14 protein-coding genes and 4 tRNA genes are annotated in these 18,876 nt (G+C 67.0%); 5 read left to right on the top strand and 13 right to left on the bottom strand.

Going from position 1 to position 18,876, the window contains the following annotated elements:
• Nucleotides 1-726: glycine cleavage system aminomethyltransferase GcvT (gene gcvT, locus J5F18_RS11280; RefSeq protein ID WP_346298730.1), on the bottom strand; the 726-nt coding region annotated here is incomplete at its 3' end.
• A 363-nt stretch (nt 727-1,089) separates the two neighbouring features.
• Here gcvT and gcvH point away from each other — a divergent pair.
• Together gcvH and gcvP are read left to right on the top strand one after the other, a co-directional pair.
• Nucleotides 1,090-1,482, top strand: a complete 393-nt coding sequence (gcvH, locus tag J5F18_RS11275; protein WP_346298729.1) for a glycine cleavage system protein GcvH — start codon at nt 1,090-1,092, stop codon at nt 1,480-1,482.
• A gap of 92 nt (nt 1,483-1,574) precedes the next feature.
• Complete coding sequence (gcvP, locus tag J5F18_RS11270; RefSeq protein WP_346298728.1) at nt 1,575-4,469, top strand: aminomethyl-transferring glycine dehydrogenase; 2,895 nt, start codon at nt 1,575-1,577, stop codon at nt 4,467-4,469.
• Between the two features lie 66 nt (nt 4,470-4,535).
• On the opposite strand, the gene J5F18_RS11265 is transcribed toward gcvP, so the two are convergent.
• Nucleotides 4,536-5,450, bottom strand: a complete 915-nt coding sequence (locus J5F18_RS11265; RefSeq protein ID WP_346302218.1) for a LysR family transcriptional regulator — start codon at nt 5,448-5,450, stop codon at nt 4,536-4,538.
• A 98-nt stretch (nt 5,451-5,548) separates the two neighbouring features.
• On the opposite strand from J5F18_RS11265, the gene ppnN reads away from it, so the two are divergent.
• Nucleotides 5,549-6,910 (top strand): nucleotide 5'-monophosphate nucleosidase PpnN, encoded by a 1,362-nt coding sequence (ppnN, locus tag J5F18_RS11260; RefSeq protein WP_346298727.1) that lies wholly within the window; start codon nt 5,549-5,551, stop codon nt 6,908-6,910.
• Nucleotides 6,911-7,123: 213 nt separating this feature from the next.
• On the opposite strand, the gene J5F18_RS11255 is transcribed toward ppnN, so the two are convergent.
• The 10 genes from J5F18_RS11255 to J5F18_RS11210 form a co-directional block, all read right to left on the bottom strand.
• Nucleotides 7,124-8,941 (bottom strand): SurA N-terminal domain-containing protein, encoded by a 1,818-nt coding sequence (locus J5F18_RS11255; protein ID WP_346298726.1) that lies wholly within the window; start codon nt 8,939-8,941, stop codon nt 7,124-7,126.
• Nucleotides 8,942-9,075: 134 nt separating this feature from the next.
• The gene (locus J5F18_RS11250) at nt 9,076-9,348 is read right to left on the bottom strand and encodes an HU family DNA-binding protein (protein ID WP_346298725.1); all 273 of its coding nucleotides are present in this window, start codon (nt 9,346-9,348) and stop codon (nt 9,076-9,078) included.
• A 177-nt stretch (nt 9,349-9,525) separates the two neighbouring features.
• Complete coding sequence (gene lon, locus J5F18_RS11245) at nt 9,526-11,931, bottom strand: endopeptidase La (RefSeq protein ID WP_346298724.1); 2,406 nt, start codon at nt 11,929-11,931, stop codon at nt 9,526-9,528.
• Between the two features lie 429 nt (nt 11,932-12,360).
• Nucleotides 12,361-13,641: an ATP-dependent Clp protease ATP-binding subunit ClpX gene (gene clpX, locus J5F18_RS11240; RefSeq protein WP_346298723.1), complete on the bottom strand. Its 1,281-nt coding sequence runs from the start codon at nt 13,639-13,641 to the stop codon at nt 12,361-12,363.
• A gap of 109 nt (nt 13,642-13,750) precedes the next feature.
• Entirely contained in the window at nt 13,751-14,371 is a 621-nt protein-coding gene (gene clpP / locus J5F18_RS11235; RefSeq protein WP_346298722.1) for an ATP-dependent Clp endopeptidase proteolytic subunit ClpP, read from the bottom strand.
• A gap of 82 nt (nt 14,372-14,453) precedes the next feature.
• A complete protein-coding gene (gene tig, locus J5F18_RS11230; RefSeq protein WP_346298721.1) occupies nt 14,454-15,821 on the bottom strand; it encodes a trigger factor in 1,368 nt (455 codons plus the stop codon).
• A gap of 257 nt (nt 15,822-16,078) precedes the next feature.
• Nucleotides 16,079-16,153 (bottom strand) — tRNA-His (locus tag J5F18_RS11225).
• Between the two features lie 25 nt (nt 16,154-16,178).
• Nucleotides 16,179-16,253 (bottom strand) — tRNA-His (locus J5F18_RS11220).
• A gap of 85 nt (nt 16,254-16,338) precedes the next feature.
• Nucleotides 16,339-16,415: transfer RNA gene (locus tag J5F18_RS11215), tRNA-Arg, on the bottom strand.
• 68 nt (nt 16,416-16,483) lie between these two features.
• A tRNA-Pro gene (locus J5F18_RS11210) sits at nt 16,484-16,560 on the bottom strand.
• A gap of 209 nt (nt 16,561-16,769) precedes the next feature.
• Between J5F18_RS11210 and folD the strand changes: the two genes are divergently transcribed.
• Nucleotides 16,770-17,627, top strand: coding sequence for a bifunctional methylenetetrahydrofolate dehydrogenase/methenyltetrahydrofolate cyclohydrolase FolD (folD, locus tag J5F18_RS11205; protein ID WP_346298720.1), 858 nt, complete (start codon nt 16,770-16,772; stop codon nt 17,625-17,627).
• 76 nt (nt 17,628-17,703) lie between these two features.
• A complete protein-coding gene (gene mtnN / locus J5F18_RS11200; protein ID WP_346298719.1) occupies nt 17,704-18,450 on the top strand; it encodes a 5'-methylthioadenosine/S-adenosylhomocysteine nucleosidase in 747 nt (248 codons plus the stop codon).
• Between the two features lie 57 nt (nt 18,451-18,507).
• On the opposite strand, the gene luxS is transcribed toward mtnN, so the two are convergent.
• Nucleotides 18,508-18,876 (bottom strand): S-ribosylhomocysteine lyase (gene luxS, locus J5F18_RS11195; protein ID WP_346298718.1); only part of this gene is annotated, 369 nt, incomplete at its 5' end.

Here is an 18,876-nt window from a genome sequence, read left to right as displayed (position 1 = left end):
GGTGGTCTCGATATCGTGACCGTAGAGGCAGAGCCCGGCCTCCAGGCGCAGGGAGTCCCGGGCGCCCAGGCCGATCGCCGCCACCTCCGGCTCCGCCAGCAGGCGGCGCGCCAGGGCCTCGCTCTGCTCGGCGGCGACCGAGATCTCGAAGCCATCCTCACCGGTATAGCCGCTGCGGCTCACCCACGCCTCGATACCCTCGATCTCGAAATGACCGTGCTGCATAAAGACCAGCTCGCAGGCCGCGGGGCAGAGTCGCTGCATCACCGCGGCGGCCTGGGGCCCCTGTAGGGCGATCAGCCCCCGGTCCAGCACCTCGATCTCGTGACCCTCGGGCAGGTTGGCGCGCAGATGGGCGATGTCCTGCTCCTTGCAGGCGGCGTTGACCACCAGGTAGAGGTGGTCGCCGGCGTTGACCACCATCAGGTCATCGAGGATCCCGCCCGCCTCGTTGGTGAAGAGGGCGTAGCGCTGCATCCCCTCGGGCAGCCCGAGAAGGTCCGCCGGCACCAGGGTCTCCAGCGCCTCGGCCGGGGCCGGCCCGCGCAGCAGCAGCTGGCCCATGTGGGAGACATCGAACAGCCCGCAGGCGATGCGGGTCTGTTCATGCTCCTTCTTGACGCCCAGCAGGTACTGCACCGGCATCTCGTAGCCGGCGAAGGGCACCAGGCGGGCGCCCAGTTCAACGTGAAGGTCATACAGCGGGGTGCGTTTCAGCTGGCTCATCGCAGCGGCCTCTGCTTGCAAGTCATGGGTGTCGGCGGGGTGCCGTCGCGGCCTTACCGCCACGCACCCGCCCGTGTAGGCACCAGACTAGACCATGTTTCTTATAGGAAACAATAGCCGCAGCCGGGAAACGTCGCGCCGCCGGATCATCCGCGTCACCCGGGCGGCGGCACGGCGCCGCGGCGCACCCCCGCAAACCATTGTTTTTGTGGAATATCGATGACCGGCCGAGCGCCGAAGGAGGCGCCGATCATGGAAACGGATCGGCTTATTCTAAAAACGAATAAACCAAGAGGTTGGCGGCGGCGGCGATTCACCCTAGGATCAGGACTGCCGAAATTAATTTCTTATAGGAAACTCATGATGAGCTCGATCCCTGCCAACCTGCGCTACGCCGAGAGCCACGAATGGGTGCGCGACAACGGTGACGGTACCGTGACCATCGGCATCAGCGACCACGCCCAGCAGGCGCTCGGCGACGTGGTCTTCGTCGAACTGCCCGAGGTCGGCCGCACCCTCGCCCTCAAGGAGGAGTTCGGGGTGGTCGAGTCGGTCAAGGCCGCCTCCGACCTCTACGCCCCGGTGGCCGGCGAGGTCATCGCCGTCAACGCGGCCCTCGAGGACGCCCCCGAGACCCTCAACGAGGCCCCCTACGAGGGCGGCTGGATCATGCAGCTGCGCCTCGACGACGCCGCCCAGCTCGACGCCCTGCTCGACGCCGACGGCTATGCCGCCGTGGCCCAGTCCGACGACTGAGCCGCGCTCACCGCCCCGGCCGCCGCGGCCGGGGCCCCGGTTCCACGCCATGCGTCGTCCCGCGACGCCCCGACCCACGCTACGGTGCCCCCATGCCGATCGACACTCGCCGCCTGGCCGACCTGGCCGCCCACGATGACTTCCTCCAGCGCCACAACGGCCCCAGCCGCGACGACGTCGCCGCCATGCTGGCCACCCTCGACACCGAGAGCCTGGACGCGCTGATCGCGCGCACCGTGCCCGCGGACATCCGCCTGGGCCGCGAGCTCGAGCTGGACCCGCCCAGGAGCGAGGCCGAGGCGCTCGACTACCTGCGCCGCCTGGCGCGCCAGAACCGGGTGTTCAAGAGCTACATCGGCCAGGGCTACCACGGCACCCACCTGCCGCCGGTGATCCAGCGCAACGTGCTGGAGAACCCCGGCTGGTACACCGCCTATACCCCCTACCAGCCGGAGATCTCCCAGGGCCGCCTGGAGGGCCTGCTCAACTTCCAGCAGATGGTCATGGACCTGACCGGCATGGCGCTGGCCAACGCCTCGCTGCTCGACGAGGCCACCGCCGCCGCCGAGGCCATGGCGCTGTGCCAGCGCGCCAACAAGAAGTCGAAGAGCCGGGTCTTCTTCGTCGCCGACGACGTGCTGCCCCAGACCCTCGACGTGGTGCGCACCCGCGCGGCCTACTTCGGCTTCGAGCTGGTGGTGGCGCCGGCCGCGCAGCTCGCCGACGTGGACGCCTTCGGCGCCCTGCTGCAGTACCCCGGCGAGAGCGGCCGCGTCCACGACCTGGCGCCGCGGCTCGCCGCGGCCAAGGCGCAGGGCATCATGACCTGCGTGGCCGCCGACCTGATGAGCCTGGTGCTGCTCGCCGAGCCCGGCGCGCTGGGCGCCGACATCGTCATCGGCACCACCCAGCGCTTCGGCGTGCCGATGGGCTTCGGCGGCCCCCACGCCGCCTACTTCGCCACCACCGACAAGCTCAAGCGTGCGATCCCCGGGCGCATCATCGGCGTCTCCCAGGACAGCCGCGGCCACACCGCGCTGCGCATGGCCATGCAGACCCGCGAGCAGCACATCCGCCGCGAGAAGGCCACCTCCAACATCTGCACCGCCCAGGCGCTGCTCGCCAACCTCGCCGGCTTCTACGCCGTCTACCATGGCGCCGAGGGGCTGCGCACCATCGCCGGGCGCATCCACCGTCTGACCACCATCCTGGCCCTGGGCCTTGAGGAGAAGGGCGTGCGCCTGGTCCACGACAGCTGGTTCGACACCCTGCGCCTGACCGGCGTGGACGCCGGCAAGCTGCACGGCCGCGCCCTCACCCAGGAGATCAACCTGCGCTACTTCGCCGACGGCGACGTCGGCGTGAGCCTCGACGAGACCACCACCGCCCACGACCTGGACGTGCTGTTCGACGTGCTGCTCGGCGAGGAGCATGGCCTCTCGGTGCGCGAGCTCGACGACCGCAGCGTCGCCGAGGGGCGCACCGGCATCCCCGCCGCCTGCCGGCGCCAGAGCGACTTCCTGACCCACCCCACCTTCACGCGCTACCGCAGCGAGACCGAGATGCTGCGCTACCTCAAGCGCCTGGAGAACAAGGACCTGTCGCTGACCCATGCGATGATCCCGCTGGGCTCCTGCACCATGAAGCTCAACGCCACCAGCGAGATGATCCCCATCACCTGGCCGGAGTTCGCCAACCTCCACCCCTTCGTGCCCCGCGACCAGGTGGCCGGCTACAAGCAGATGATCGACGAGCTGGCCGCCTTCCTGGTGGAGATCACCGGCTACGACCATATCGCCATGCAGCCCAACTCCGGGGCCCAGGGCGAGTACGCCGGGCTGATCGCCATCCGCCGCTACCAGGCGGCCAGCGGCGAGGGCCACCGCGACGTCTGCCTGATCCCCAGCTCCGCCCACGGCACCAACCCCGCCTCGGCGGCCATGGTCGGCCTCAAGGTGGTGGTGGTGGAGTGCGACGCCAAGGGCAACATCGATACCGCCGACCTGCGCGCCAAGGCCGAGCAGCACGGCGAGGCCCTCTCGGCGATCATGATCACCTACCCCTCCACCCACGGGGTGTTCGAGACCAACGTGCGCGAGGTGTGCGCGATCGTCCATGCGCACGGCGGCCAGGTCTACGTGGACGGTGCCAACATGAACGCCCAGGTGGGCCTGGCCCGCCCCGGCGACTTCGGCGGCGACGTCTCCCACCTCAACCTGCACAAGACCTTCTGCATCCCCCACGGCGGCGGCGGCCCGGGCATGGGCCCGATCGGCGTCAAGGCGCACCTGGCGCCCTTCGTGCCCAACCACGTGGTCACCCCCATCGCCGGAGTCAACGCCGACTGCGGCGCGGTCTCGGCGGCGGCCTTCGGCTCGGCGGCGATCCTGCCGATCTCCTGGGCCTACATCAAGATGATGGGCGCGCGCGGGCTGCGCGAGGCCACCGAGCTGGCCATCCTCAACGCCAACTACGTCGCCGCCCGCCTCGGCGCGCACTACCCGGTGCTCTACCGTGGCGAGAACGGCAACGTGGCCCACGAGTGCATCCTCGACATCCGCCCGCTCAAGGCCAGCGCCGGGATCAGCGAGGAGGACATCGCCAAGCGCCTGATGGACTACGGCTTCCACGCCCCGACCATGTCCTTCCCGGTGCCCGGCACGCTGATGATCGAGCCCACCGAGTCGGAGTCGCGCTACGAGATCGACCGCTTCTGCGACGCCATGATCGCCATCCGCGAGGAGATCGACGCGGTGGAACGCGGCGAGTGGCCGGCGGACGACAACCCGCTGGTCAACGCCCCGCACACCCTGGCCGACCTGATGGGCGACGCCTGGGCGCGCCCCTACACCCGCGAGCTGGCCGCCTTCCCCTCCGCGGCGGTCAAGGCGGCCAAGTACTGGCCGGCGGTCAACCGGGTCGACAACGTCTTCGGCGACCGCCAGCTGATCTGCTCCTGCCCGAGCGTCGACGAGTATCGGGACTGATCGTCGGAGGTGATACGCAGAAGCCCCGCCTGACGGCGGGGCTTCTGCGTTGGTGCGGGCGCCGGGTCAGGGCTCCGCCGGCACCTCGCCGAAGCCGGTGAGGGCCTGGCGACGCTGTTCGCGAAAGTCCTCCAGCAGACGCACATAGCGGCGCGGCATCTCGCTGCCGGACCGGGTGATCAGGTGCAGGGTCTCGTGGACCGCCACCGGCAGGTCCAGCTCCTTGACCTGGCGCTGCCAGGGGGAGGTCTCCAGCACCAGCCGCGAGACCACGGTGAAGCCCAGTCCACGGGCCACCGCATCCAGCACCATGCCCACCTCGTTGGTGAAGCCCTGGCGCCGGAAGTGACTCATGGAGCGGAACTCCTGGGGGAAGTTGCTGCGCAGCAGCGTACTGGCATGGTTGAGGCCATCGAAGTAGTTGATGAAGCCGATCCCCATCAGCTCGGCGAGCCCGCTGCCGGTAAAGTCCGCGGGCACCACCAGGCAGAGGGGTTCACGATGCCAGGGCATCACCCTCAGGTCGGGCTGGCGCACCGTATCGGTGACGATCCCGAGGTCATAGCGACCGGCCAGCACGTCCTGAGCGATCTCGTGGTTGAAGGCGAAGCTGTAACTGATGGTGAGCCCGGGGTGCATCTGCTGCTGGCCGAGCAGGAAGGGGTAGAGCATCAGCCCGACGCTGCCCGGCGAAGCCAGGCGACACTCTCCAGAGAAGAGCGAATCGGCATCGAGCGAGTGGCGAAACTGCTCGTGATCGGCGAACAGCTTCAGCGCATAGTCGTAGGCACGCCGGCCCGCCTCGGTCAGCGTGAAGCGCCGCCCGTGCCGCTCGAGCAGGGGCTTGCCCAGGTAGTGCTCGAGCTTGCGCACGTGCTGGCTGACGCCGGGCTGGGTCATCTCCAGGCGGCGGGCGGTCTGGGTGAAGCTCCCCGTCTCGACCAGGGTGATGAAGGTGCGAAAATAGAGGGCGTTGAACATGTCTCGACACAGGGCGGACTGGACAATCATTGTATCACCGGCCGCCAAGCTGTCGTGATAGCATCCTTGGAGACGACACCCGCGACAAGGACGCCTGAATGCCCGATACCATTTCCAGCATCATCTCCCCGGAAGGCAGCCTGGAGATCCTCTCCCAACACGAGGTCAGCCGCCTGCACGACACCTCCAAGGCAGGGCTGCACGACCTGCTGCGGCGCTGTGCGCTGGCCGTGCTCAACTGCGGCAATCCCACCGACGACAGCGTCGCGCTCATGGAGGCCTATCGAGACTTCGATATCGAGGTGATCCCCCAGGACCGCGGTGTTCGCCTCAAGCTGACCAACGCACCGGCCGAGGCCTTCGTGGACGGCAAGATGATCCGCGGCATCCGCGAGCATCTCTCCTCCATCCTGCGCGATATCGTCTACGTCTATAACGAGATCCAGGGCCATCAGCGCTTCGACCTGACCACCGCCGAGGGGACCACCAACGCGGTGTTCCATATCCTGCGCAAGGCCGGCACCCTCAAGCCGGGACGCGACCCGAGCCTGGTGGTGTGCTGGGGCGGCCACTCCATCTCCCGGGAGGAGTACGAGTACAGCAAGGACGTGGGCTATCACCTGGGCCTGCGCGAGATGGACATCTGCACCGGCTGCGGTCCGGGCGCCATGAAGGGTCCCATGAAGGGCGCCAACGTGGCCCATGCCAAGCAGCGCCGACACCAGGGCCGCTACCTGGGGGTCTCGGAGCCCGGCATCATCGCCGCCGAGGCGCCCAACCCCATCGTCAACGAACTGGTGGTGATGCCCGACATCGAGAAGCGGCTGGAGGCCTTCGTGCGCCTCGGCCACGGCATCATCGTCTTTCCCGGCGGCGTGGGCACCGCCGAGGAGATCCTCTACCTGCTGGGGATCCTGCTCCACCCGGACAACGCCGACATGGAACTGCCGGTGATCTTCACCGGACCGGCCGACAGCGCCGACTACTTCACGCGCATCGACGAGTTCCTGGTCTACACCCTGGGGGAAGAGGTGCGCCGGCTCTATCGCATCATCGTCGACGACCCCACCGAGGTGGCCCGGACCATGCGCAAGGGGATCGACGCGGTCACCGAGTATCGCCGTGCCCGCCAGGACGCCTTCTACTACAACTGGCGCCTGACCATTGATCGCGCCTTCCAGGAGACCTTCGAGCCGACTCACACGGCCATGGCGAATCTGGCGCTGCGCCGTGACCTACCGGTTCATGAACTCGCCGCCAACCTGCGCCGGGCCTTCTCGGGCATCGTCGCCGGCAACGTCAAGGAGCAGGGCATCCGCGCCATTCAGTCCCACGGCCCCTTCAGGCTTCACGCCGAAGCGGAGTTGATGATTCGCCTCGACGAGCTGCTCGACTCCTTCGTCGCCCAGGGCCGCATGAAGCTCGCCGGCGACTACGAGCCCTGTTATACGCTGGGCTAAGCGCCGAGCGCCGAGCGCCGAGCGCCGAGCGCCGAGCGCCGAGCGCCGAGCGCCGAGCGCCGAGCGCCGAGCGCCGCAGGATGATGCCGCCAGCCATGCGGCCGTCAAGTGTCTCGACTCGGCACCAGCCGCCCGTCACTGAACGGCTGGGCGCTCGGCGCTTGTAGCTGGGCGCTGCCCGAAGGGCCGCTGGGCGCCGGGCGCTAGGCGCTGCTAGCGGCGAATATCCGCCTTCTCGCGCAGGTCGTCGAGCAGCCCCTGGATGGCGGCCTGGGCGCGCAGGCGCTCGGCCATGCTGGCGACGAACTGCTCCACCTCGGCGTCGATCTCGCCCTCCTCGACCCGCTCCAGGGCGATCAGCACCACGCGGTCGCCGTCGACGGCGCGCCCGTAGACCGGCGTCTCGTCCTCGGGCACCGGCAGGCGGAACACCGCATCGACCAGCGAACGGGAGAGCCCCCGGGTCTCCTGGCGACCCACGCCCTCGGCCTGCTGCCAGTCGAGGTCGAGGCTCACGCCATCCGCCAGCGCCTGGACCCGCTCGTCGGCCAGGCCCAGCAGGGCATCGCGGCGCAGCCGGGCTGCCACGCTGGCTTCCACCTGCTCGCGGACCTCCTCGAGGGGCAGGGTCGTGGCCGGGCGATGCTCCTCCACCCGCAGCACCATGCGACGATCGTCGTCGAGCTCGATCACCTCGCTGTTGAAGCCCTCCTCCAGCACATCGGAGCTGAAGGCCTGGCTCATCACGCCGGGCTCCGAGAGCACCCCCTCGGCGCCGTCGCGGGAGACCCAGTCGCTCTCGCGCAGCTCGAGACCGATGTCGTCCGCCACGCTCTGCAGGTCATCGGCGGCGAAGCTCTCGTCGATCAGGCGCTGCACGCGCTCGTTGAACTCCCTGGAGACCCGGGACAGGGCCTGCTCGCGGTGCAGCTCGTCACGCATGGACTCGAAGGGCTCACGCTCCAGGCCGGTGACGGTCAGCAGGTGCAGGCCGTTCTCGGTCTCGACGATGCCGGAGACCTCCCCCTCCTCCAGGGTGAAGGCGGCCTCGTCGAAGCTCTCCCCGAAGAAGCCGCGACTGACCACGCCGAGATCCCCGCCCTGCTCGGCGGAAACGGTATCGTCGGAGACCTCGGCGGCCAGGTTGGCAAAGGATTCGCCGTCGGCCAGGCGCTGGCGCACCGCCTCGAGCTCGGCCTCGGCCTCGTCACGGCTGCGCTCCCCGCTGATGGTGAGCATGATATGGGCGATGCGGCGGTCGGCGTCACGGGTCCGCTCCCGCCAGGCGTCGCGCAGCTCGGCCTCGTCGATCTCGACCTCCTCGGCCAGCTCCTGGCGGTCGATGATGACGTACTCCAGGCGTACCTGCTCGGGACGGCGATAGTTGTCGGCGTTCTCGTCGTAGTAGCGCTGCAGCGCCTCCTCGGTCACCTCGATCTCGTCCTCGACCAGGTCCGTGGAGAGCGGGTAGTAGCGGAAGCTGCGCGACTGGCGCTGCAGGGCGGCCAGGGTTTCCTGCTCGCCGGGCAGGGTGAAATCGCTGAAGGCCAGCCCCTGCTGCAGCTGCTGGCGCTTCATGTCGACGCGCAGCTCCTCGCGGAAGGCCGTCGGCGTATAGCCGGCGCTGGCCAGGCGGTTGCGGAACAGGTCGCCGTCGAAGCGGCCCTGCTGGTCCTGGAACTCCGGCAGGGAGACGATGAGCTGGTCGAGCTGCTCCTCGGAGAGGTACATGTTGCCCTCCTGAGCGTACTGGGTCAGCAGCCGGTCGGTGATCAGCTGATCCAGCATCTGGGCGCGCAGGGCGCGCTCCTGCTCGGGCGGCACCTGCCCGCTACGGATGGCGCGCTGCACCTCCAGCTCCAGCTGCTGGCGGGTGATCGGCTCACCGTTGACCTTGGCGATCTCGTCGCCCCCGCCGCCGAACAGGCCGACCAGCGACTCCACGCCGAACAGCGCCATGGTCACGACCACGGCCCCGACGATGATCTTGGCGCCCCAGCTTCGGGAGCGGTCACGAATACTTTGCAGCATGCGGGCCTCGGCAACGTATTGTGTGAAAAACGTAGGTGTGAAATATACGCGATGAAAAGCAAGACAGGCGCACCGCCGGGGGCGATGCGCCTGTAGGTGAGTCAACCATCAGTGGCGCGAACGTCGCGTGACACTCAGTTGACGGAATCCTTGAGCGCCTTGCCAGCCTTGAAGCTCGGCACCTTGGCAGCGCTGATCTCGATCGGCTGGCCGGTCTGGGGGTTGCGGCCGGTGCGAGCGGCGCGCTCCTTGACCTGGAAGGTACCGAAGCCCACCAGCGAGACGCTCTCACCCTTCTTCAGGCTGTCGGTCACGGTGTCGACCATGGCATCCAGGGCGCGCGCAGCGGCCGCCTTGGGAATGTCGGCAGACGCGGCAATGGCTTCGATCAGCTCGGATTTGTTCACACTTCACCCCTTGACTATTTCGGAATTAAGCTCTATTCGACGCGACAATTCAACCCGAAGTCGCAATCACAGCTTGTGGCAATTTATAGCAATGCGATGAAAGGACTGTCAAGCAAACTACCGCGCGAACCCCCATCATATCAGGCTTTCAGCCAGATCATGATGGGGAAATTAGTGTCAATGCGTACTGATCATCGGCTGGGATGAGGCGCCTTCTTCGGATCGGGATTCCTCGCTAGAGGTCTCTGGTCTTTTAGCCAGCGCCACGTCAAGCACCTCGTCGATCCAGCGAACCGGCCTGATGTCGAGAGCCTCCTTGATATTGTCCGGAACCTCCTTGAGGTCGCGGCGGTTCTCCTCCGGCACCAGAACGGTCTTTATACCACCGCGCCGTGCGGCCAGCAATTTCTCCTTCAGGCCGCCAATGGGCAGCACCTCGCCGCGCAGGTTGACCTCACCGGTCATGGCGACGTCACAGCGCACCGGGCGATCGGTATAGGCGGAAACCATGGCGGTGACCATGGCGATGCCGGCACTTGGCCCATCCTTGGGGGTGGCCCCCTCGGGGACGTGGATATGCAGGTCCTCCTTCTCGAAACGCTCGGGGTCGATGCCGAGCTTGAGCGCCCGGGCGCGCACCACGGTGTGGGCGGCGCTCACCGACTCCTTCATGACGTCGCCGAGCGACCCCGTCTTGTTGATGCGCCCCTTGCCCGGAGTGACCACCGACTCGATGTTGAGCAGCTCGCCGCCCACCGAGGTCCAGGCCAGGCCGGTCACGCGCCCCACCTGGTCGTCCTGGTCGGCCAGGCCGTAGCTGTAGCGGCGCACGCCGGCATACTCCTCGATATCGGCGGGGGCCAGGGTCACCGGCGCCAGGGCGCCCTCCTGGGCCTCCTTCTCGAGGCGCTCACGCAGCACCTTGCGACTCACCTTGGCGATCTGGCGCTCCAGCTCGCGCACCCCGGCCTCCCGGCTGTAGTAGCGAATCAGCTCCAGCAGCGCCTCGTCGGAGAAGGCCAGCTCGCCCTCCTTGAAGCCGTGGGCGGCGAGCTGCTTGGGCACCAGATAGCGCCGGGCGATGGCCAGCTTCTCGTCCTCGGTGTAGCCGGGCAGGCGGATCACCTCCATGCGGTCGAGCAGCGGCCCCGGAATGTTCATGGAGTTGGCGGTACAGACGAACAGGGTCTCGGACAGGTCGTAGTCCAGCTCCAGGTAGTGGTCGCTGAAGGTGTCGTTCTGCTCGGGGTCCAGCACCTCGAGCAGCGCCGAGGCGGGATCACCGCGGTGATCCATGCCGATCTTGTCCACCTCGTCGAGCAGGAACAGCGGGTTCTTGACGCCTGCCCGGGACATCCGCTGGATCACCTTGCCGGGCAGCGAGCCGATATAGGTGCGGCGATGGCCGCGGATCTCGGACTCGTCGCGCACCCCGCCCAGCGCCAGGCGCACGTACTTGCGGTTGGTGGCCCGGGCAATGGACTTGCCCAGCGACGTCTTGCCGACCCCGGGCGGACCCACCAGGCAGAGCACCGGCCCCTTCAGCTTCTTGACTCGCTTGTGCACCGCCAGGTACTCGAGGATGCGCGCCTTGACCTCGTCGAGGCCGTAGTGGTCCTCATCCAGCACCTGCTGGGCATGCACCAGGTCGTGCCTGACCCGGGTGCGCTTCTTCCAGGGCACCGAGACCAGCCAGTCCAGGTAGGAGCGCACTACCGTCGCCTCGGCGGAGTTGGGCGACATCATCTTCAGCTTGCCGAGCTCCTGGGTGGCCTTGTCCCGGGCCTCCTTGGGCATCCCGGACGCCTCGATGGCCTGCTCGTACTTCTCGGCCTCGTTGGGCACGTTCTCGAGCTCGCCCATCTCCTTCTGGATGGCCTTCATCTGCTCGTTGAGGTAGTACTCGCGCTGCGACTTCTCCATCTGGTCCTTGACCCGGGAGCGGATGCGCTTCTCGACCTGGAGCAGGTCGATCTCTCCCTCGATCAGCGCCATCAGGTGCTCGATGCGGTCGCGGACGCGGTCCATCTCCAGCAGCTGCTGCTTGTCATCGATCTTCAGCGACAGGTGGGCACAGATGGTGTCCACCAGGCGACTGGGATCCTCGATCCCGGAGAGCGAATTGAGCACCTCGTTGGGCACCTTCTTCGACATCTTCACGTACTGCTCGAACTGGTTGAGCAGCACGCGCACCAGCGCCTCCCGCTCGCGTTCGGTGAGCGGTTCGCTCTCGCGCAGCACGGCCTCGGCGGCGGTGTAGTCGCCACCGGTATCGATGGCCCCCACGTCGGCCCGGGAGACGCCCTCGATCAGCACCTTGACGGTGCCGTCGGGCAGCTTCAGCAGCTGCATGATCTCGGCCACAGTGCCGATGGCGAAGAGGTCATCGCGATCCGGATCGTCCTTGCTGGCCTCGCGCTGGGCCACCAGCAGCACCCGCTTGTCGGCGCTCATGGCCGCCTCGAGGGCCTGGATGGACTTCTCGCGGCCGACGAAGAGCGGAATGACCATCTGCGGGTAGACGACCACGTCCCGCAGCGGCAAAAGGGGCAGACTCAGGGTCCGATCGGCATTCTGCTGCATCGCAGACGTTCCTCAACAAAACGGGTGAATATCACGGGAGTGGGGGCGGCACGCCGGCTTTACAAGAGACCGCCTGACGAGGGTAAGGTTGCCGGGCGATGCCCGCACAAAAAAAGGTTCTTCGCACTCTGGCGTGAAGCTGTTCTACGGGCTCCAAGGTGGGAGGCCGGGTTCCCCGGGCGAATGGAGTCCGGAGGACTCCCAGCGGAGGGTACCAGCCTCACCAACACCACCGGGGCGCCTGCGGCGCCATTCGTCGAGGCGTCGAACCGTCGGTGAACCCGAGCTCCCACAAGGCAGCTTCACGCTGATCTGCGATAAGCCAAAAAAAGCGGGAGCGAAACCGCCACCCCGGCAGAGTCACCGGCTGGTGGCGAGGGTCGCTCCCGCGTCGAGGGGCACGCCCGGGAACAGGCGGGCCCGGACGGCTCAGCCGCCGGTGCCGTCGCCGGCCGCTTCCTGCTGCTGGGAGTAGATCAGCAGCGGTTCGCTCTCGCCTTTGATCACCGAGGCGTCGATCACCACCTTGGAGACCCCCTCCAGGGAGGGAATCTCGTACATGGTGTCGAGCAGCACCGACTCCAGGATCGAGCGCAGGCCGCGGGCGCCGGTCTTGCGCGCCATGGCCTTGCCGGCCACCGTCCGCAGGGCATCCTCGCGGAACTCGAGCTCCACGCCCTCCATCTCGAACAGCTTGGCGTACTGCTTGATCAGCGAATTCTTCGGCTCGACGAGGATCTGGATCAGCGCGTCCTCGGTGAGCTCGGTCAGGGTGGCGATGACCGGCAGACGCCCCACGAACTCGGGGATCAGGCCGAACTTGACCAGGTCCTCGGGCTCCACGTCGGCGAGCATCTCCCCCACTCCGCGGGCCTCGTCCTTGCTCTTGACCTCGGCGCTGAAACCGATGCCGCCCTTCTCGGCGCGCCCGCGTATCACCTTGTCCAGGCCGGCGAAGGCGCCGCCGACGATGAACAGGATATTGCCGGTATCGACCTGCAGGAACTCCTGCTGGGGGTGCTTGCGGCCGCCCTGGGGGGGGACCGAGGCGGTGGTGCCCTCGATCAGCTTGAGCAGCGCCTGCTGCACACCCTCCCCGGAGACATCCCGGGTGATGGAGGGGTTGTCCGACTTGCGCGAGATCTTGTCGATCTCGTCGATGTAGACGATGCCGCGCTGGGCCTTCTCGACGTCGTAGTCGCACTTCTGCAGCAGCTTCTGGATGATGTTCTCGACGTCCTCGCCGACATAGCCCGCCTCGGTGAGGGTGGTGGCATCGGCGATGGTGAAGGGCACGTTGAGCAGCCGTGCCAGGGTCTCGGCCAGCAGGGTCTTGCCGCTGCCGGTGGGACCGATCAGCAGGATGTTGGACTTGCCGAGCTCCACATCATCCTTCTTGACCTCGGAGCGCAGCCGCTTGTAGTGGTTGTAGACCGCCACCGACAGCACCATCTTGGCGCGGTCCTGGCCGATCACATAGTCGTCGAGGGTGTGACGAATCTCGCGAGGAACGGGCAGCCGCTCCTCATCGGTCTCGGCATCGGCATCGAGCACCTCCTCGCGAATGATGTCGTTGCAGAGGTCGACACACTCATCGCAGATATAGACGGACGGGCCGGCAATCAGCTTGCGCACCTCGTTCTGGTTCTTGCCGCAGAACGAGCAATAGAGCAGCTTGCCGCCTTCGTCCTTGCCTTTGCCGTCGGCCATTCGCATACCTCATCTCTGGTGGCCCTGGACCTCGCGGTGCCAGGGCCGGACTCACATCGGCAGCCCGGGCTGCCGGAGAACGGTGTCAGGGCGTGATGAAATCACGCTATCAGGATGTCGGTCGCTTATCCAGCACCGCATCGATCAGGCCATACTCGGCTGCCTGGCTGCCGTTCATGAAGTTGTCGCGGTCGGTATCCCGCGCAATGGTTTCGATGTCCTGGCCGGTGTGGTGCGCCAGGATGCGGTTGAGCTTGTCACGGATGCCGAGGATCTCGCGGGTATGGATCTCGATATCCGAGGCCTGGCCCTGGTAGCCGCCCAGCGGCTGGTGGATCATCATCCGCGAATTGGGCAGGCAGAAGCGCTTGCCCGCGGCGCCGCCCGCCAGCAGCAGTGCCCCCATGCTCGCCGCCTGACCGATGCAGACGGTGGAGACGTCGGGCTTGATGAACTGCATGGTGTCGTAGATCGACATCCCCGCGGTCACCGCGCCGCCCGGCGAGTTGATGTAGAGGTGGATGTCCTTGTCCGGGTTCTCGGACTCGAGGAACAGCAGCTGCGCCACCACCAGATTGGCCATGAAGTCTTCCACCGGACCCACCAGGAAGATCACACGCTCCTTGAGCAGGCGGGAATAGATGTCGTAGGCTCGCTCGCCGCGCGCGCTCTGCTCGACCACCATGGGCACCAGGCCGCCGGCGTTCTGGATCTCGAACTCGTTGCTCATCAGTGTGATGTCCTTGCATCCGATGAATGGAAGCGGGGAGAACGCGCCGACTCGCGACGGCGCGCCTCGGGCAGGGGGGTGATCAGGCCTTGCTCTCAGGCTGGCCCTCTTCCTCTTCCTCGCCCTCCTCCTCGTCGGCCTCGGCCGGCTGCTGGGCGGCGGCCAGGACCTCCTGATAGGTCATGGTGACATCCGTGACGCTGGCCTGCTCGAGCAGCGTGTCCACAGCCTTCTCTTCGAGGATAGCCGACTTGATCTGGGTCTTGAGCTGTTCGTTGCCCATATAGTAGTCGACCACCTGCGAGGGCTCCTGGTACTGCTCGGCGAGCTCCTCGACCTTGGCCTTGATCTCGTCGTCACTGGCGTCGAGCTCATTGGCCTTGATCACCTCGGCCAGCAGCAGGCCGACCTGGACGCGGTTCCTGGCCTGCTCGGCGAACAGCTCGTTGGGCAGCTGGGAGACGTCGAAGTCCTCGCCCAGGCCGAACTGTTGGGCCGCCTGGCGCTTCAGGCCGTCGGTCTCCTGCTGGATCAGCGACTGGGGCACCGGGATCTCGTTGGTCTTCTTGAGGGCCTCCAGCACCTGCTGCTTCACGCGGTTGTCGACGGCCTGCTTGGCCTCGCGGGTCATGTTCTTCTTGACCTCGGCGCGGAACTTGTCGAGGTCGCCGTCCTCGACGCCGAACTTCTTGACGAACTCGGCGTCGACCTCGGCCAGGGCCTGGCCCTTCACCTCATGGACCTTGACCTTGAAGGTGGCCGCCTGGCCGGCCAGGTGCTCGGCCTGGTAGTCCTCGGGGAAGGTGACCTGTAGGGTCTTCTCCTCACCGGCGCTGGCGCCCACCAGCTGCTCCTCGAAGCCGGGAATGAAGTTGCCGGAGCCCAGCACCAGGTCGTGACCCTCGGCGCTGCCGCCTTCGAAGGGCTCGTCGCCCAGGAAGCCCTCGAAGTCGATCTTGACCTGATCGCCCTCCTCGGCCGCCCGCTCCACCTCTTCCCAGGAGGCATTCTGCTTGCGCAGGGTCTCGATCATCTCGTCGACGTCGCTCTCGACGATCTCCACCACCGGACGCTCGACCTCGGTGCCCTCGAGGGAGGCCAGCTCGAACTCCGGGTAGACCTCGAGGGTCGCCACGAACTCGAGATCCTTGCCCGCCTCGTTGACGGTCGCCTCGATCTGCGGGAAACCGGCCGGGTTGAGCTCGTTCTCGGAGAGGGCACGCACATAGCGCTCCCGCATCACTTCGCCCACCACCTCGTTGCGCACGTCGCTGCCGTAGCGCTGACGGATCACCGACATCGGCACCTTGCCCTTGCGGAAGCCGTCCATGCGAACATTCTTGGCGGCGTCCTTGAGACGGGAGTTGACGGCCTCGTCGACCTCGGCGGCCGGCACCTGAACGGTGATGCGGCGTTCGATCTGGGAGGTCGTATCGACGGAAACTTGCATGAAAAGTCCTCTACCGCTGGGGGCGTTGTGTTGAAAGGGTGGAAAGATCAAGGGGGTGATTTTAAGAACCCCGCCCGACACTGGCAAGCCTCGTGCCCGATGAGATGGGGTCGAGACGCCGGAATGCAAGGGGCGCGGGCGTACGAGCGCGGCAGGCGATTCGACACGACGGAAATGCCAACAACGCCGCCCCGGCCAGGGCTGCGCACTATAGACAACGAAATCAGAAGAAGGGTCATCGGGAAGGGATCAAGGAGTGGGGTGGATGATGGGGATCGAACCCACGACCACCGGAGCCACAATCCGGGGCTCTACCACTGAGCTACATCCACCACTGCCTTGAGATGCGTATCGAACTGGGGTGGATGATGGGGATCGAACCCACGACCACCGGAGCCACAATCCGGGGCTCTACCACTGAGCTACATCCACCATATCGATACTGGGCACTGCTCTTGCTACCACAGCTGCTACTGCTACCACCGTTGCGGAACGACCCACCCGCCGTGCGGATGGCTGGCACGCCCAGCAGGACTCGAACCTGCAACCTACGGCTTAGAAGGCCGTTGCTCTATCCGGTTGAGCTATGGGCGCATTCTACGCTCCCGGTCGCCTCACCGCAACCCCATGACCCAATGTTTCCCTGATCATTCAAAGAGTTGTGGTCGGAGTGGAGGGATTCGAACCCCCGACATCCTGCTCCCAAAGCAGGCGCGCTACCAGACTGCGCTACACTCCGCCGGCGATCAAGCTGGCCTGACGCCGCCGCAGGGGCCTCGTCGAGCGCTGCGTATTCTACGTGACTTTCCCCGGCGGTCAAGCACCTGAGTGCCCCGGCGGCGCCCGGCGCTTTGTTTCGGGCACGCGGCATGCGAAAATCACGCCTCTTCTCGACGCCAGGCTGGCCGCAACGCCGGCATCGCCCACCCTATCGCCAGAGGAAGCTCGATGACCGCCCAACTGATCGATGGCAAGTCCATAGCCGCCCGAGTCCGCCAGCAGGTCGCCCGCCAGGTTCAGGCACGCCGCGACGCCGGCGCCCGCGTGCCTGGACTCGCCGTGGTGCTGGTGGGCGAGGATCCCGCCTCGGCGGTCTACGTGCGCAACAAGCACAACGCCTGCGTCGAGGCCGGCATCGAGTCGTTCCGCCACCAGCTGCCCGCCGAGACCACCCAGCAGCAGCTCGAGTCCCTGGTGGACCAGCTCAATGATGACCCGGCGGTGGATGGCATCCTGGTCCAGCTGCCCCTCCCCGCCCATCTGGACGCCCGCCCGATCCTCGAGCGCATCCGCCCCGACAAGGACGTGGACGGCTTCCATCCCTACAACCTGGGTCGCCTGGCCCAGCGCCTGCCGCTGCTGCGCCCCTGCACCCCCAAGGGCGTGATGACGCTGCTCGAGCAGACCGACCTCAAGGTGCGCGGCCTGGACGCCACCGTGGTCGGCGCCTCCAACATCGTCGGCCGCCCCATGGCGCTGGAACTGATGCTGGCCGGCTGCACCACCACCGTCTGCCACCGCTTCACCCGCAACCTCGAGTCCCACGTGCGTCGCGCCGAGCTGCTGGTGGTGGCCGTGGGCATGCCGGGACTGGTCAGGTCCGAATGGATCCAGGAGGGTGCGATCGTCATCGACGTGGGCATCAACCGCCGGGACGACGGCCGGCTGGTGGGCGACCTGGACTTCGAGGCCGCCGCCGAGCGCGCCGGCTGGATCACCCCGGTCCCCGGCGGCGTCGGCCCCATGACCGTGGCCACCCTGCTGGAGAACACCCTGCAGGCCGCCGACATGCACGACGCCCACTGACCTCGCCCGACATCGGGGCCAGCCCCCTTCGGGGGATCTGACGTCGATCGGCACGCTGACACCATCAGGATCTGCTATGCAACGCATCGGTATCATTGGCGCCATGCCCCAGGAGGTCGAACGCCTCGCTTCCCTGCTGGACGAGCGCAAGACACGCTGCCACGTCGGCTCCACCTTTCACAGTGGCCTGCTGCACGGCGTCGAGGTGGTGATCCTGCAATCCGGCATCGGCAAGGTGAATGCCGCCGTGGGCACCACCCTGTTGCTGGACATGTACCAGCCCGAGGCGATCATCAATACCGGCTCGGCGGGTGGCTTCGGTGAAGGCCTCCGGATCGGCGACGTGGTGATCTCCAGCGAGGTGCGCCACCACGACGTGGACGCCGTGGTGTTCGGCTATGAGCACGGCCAGGTCCCGGCCATGCCCGCCGCCTACCGGCCCGACCCGCGCCTGGTGGCCATCGCCCGGGAGTGCGTGGAGGCACTCGGCGAGGTGAGGGTGGTCGAAGGCCTGATCGCTACCGGTGACGTCTTCATGGCCTGTCCCGAGCTGGTCTCGAAGACCCGCCGACGCTTTCCGACCATGCTCGCCGCCGAGATGGAGGCGGCCGCCATCGCCCAGACCTGCCACCTCTATGGCTGCCCCTTCGTGGTCATCCGCGCGCTCTCCGATATCGCCGGCGGCGGCGACAACCATCTCAGCTTCGAGCAGTTCCTGGAGAAGGCCGCCACCCACTCCGCCCAGATGGTGGAGGCCATGGTGAAACGCCTGGCCGCGCTGCCCAGCGAACGCCCCAGCGATGCCCTGGCCGAGTCGCCCTGAACGCGCGACGGCCGGCACAGGGGCCGGCCGTCTGGTCAGGGCGCGAGGTCGATCCTGTCAGGCGCCCTTCTTCTCGGCCTCGTCGAGGAAGGCCTCGCTGAGGTAGAGCTCGTCGTTGCTGTTGACGCCAACCCCGCGATCCATGATGTCCCGGGCGATCTGCTGCGCCTCCTCCAGGGAGTGCAGGGTATAGGTGCCGCACTGGTACTCGTTGAGCTCGGGAATCTGGTCGGCGCTCGGCACCCGCGTGACATCCTCCATGGCGGCAAGCCAGGCGCGGCTCACGGCCGCTTCGCTGGGCGTACCGATCACGCTCATGTAGAAGCCGGTGCGACAGCCCATGGGCGACAGGTCGATGATCTCGACCTCGGGGCCATTGAGGTGGTCGCGCATGAAGCCGGCGAAGAGGTGCTCCAGGGTGTGGAT

Source organism: Halomonas sp. BM-2019, from assembly GCF_017584085.1.
The sequence above is the reverse complement of the archived record's forward strand: the minus strand, read 5'-3'. Positions and strand labels throughout refer to the sequence as shown.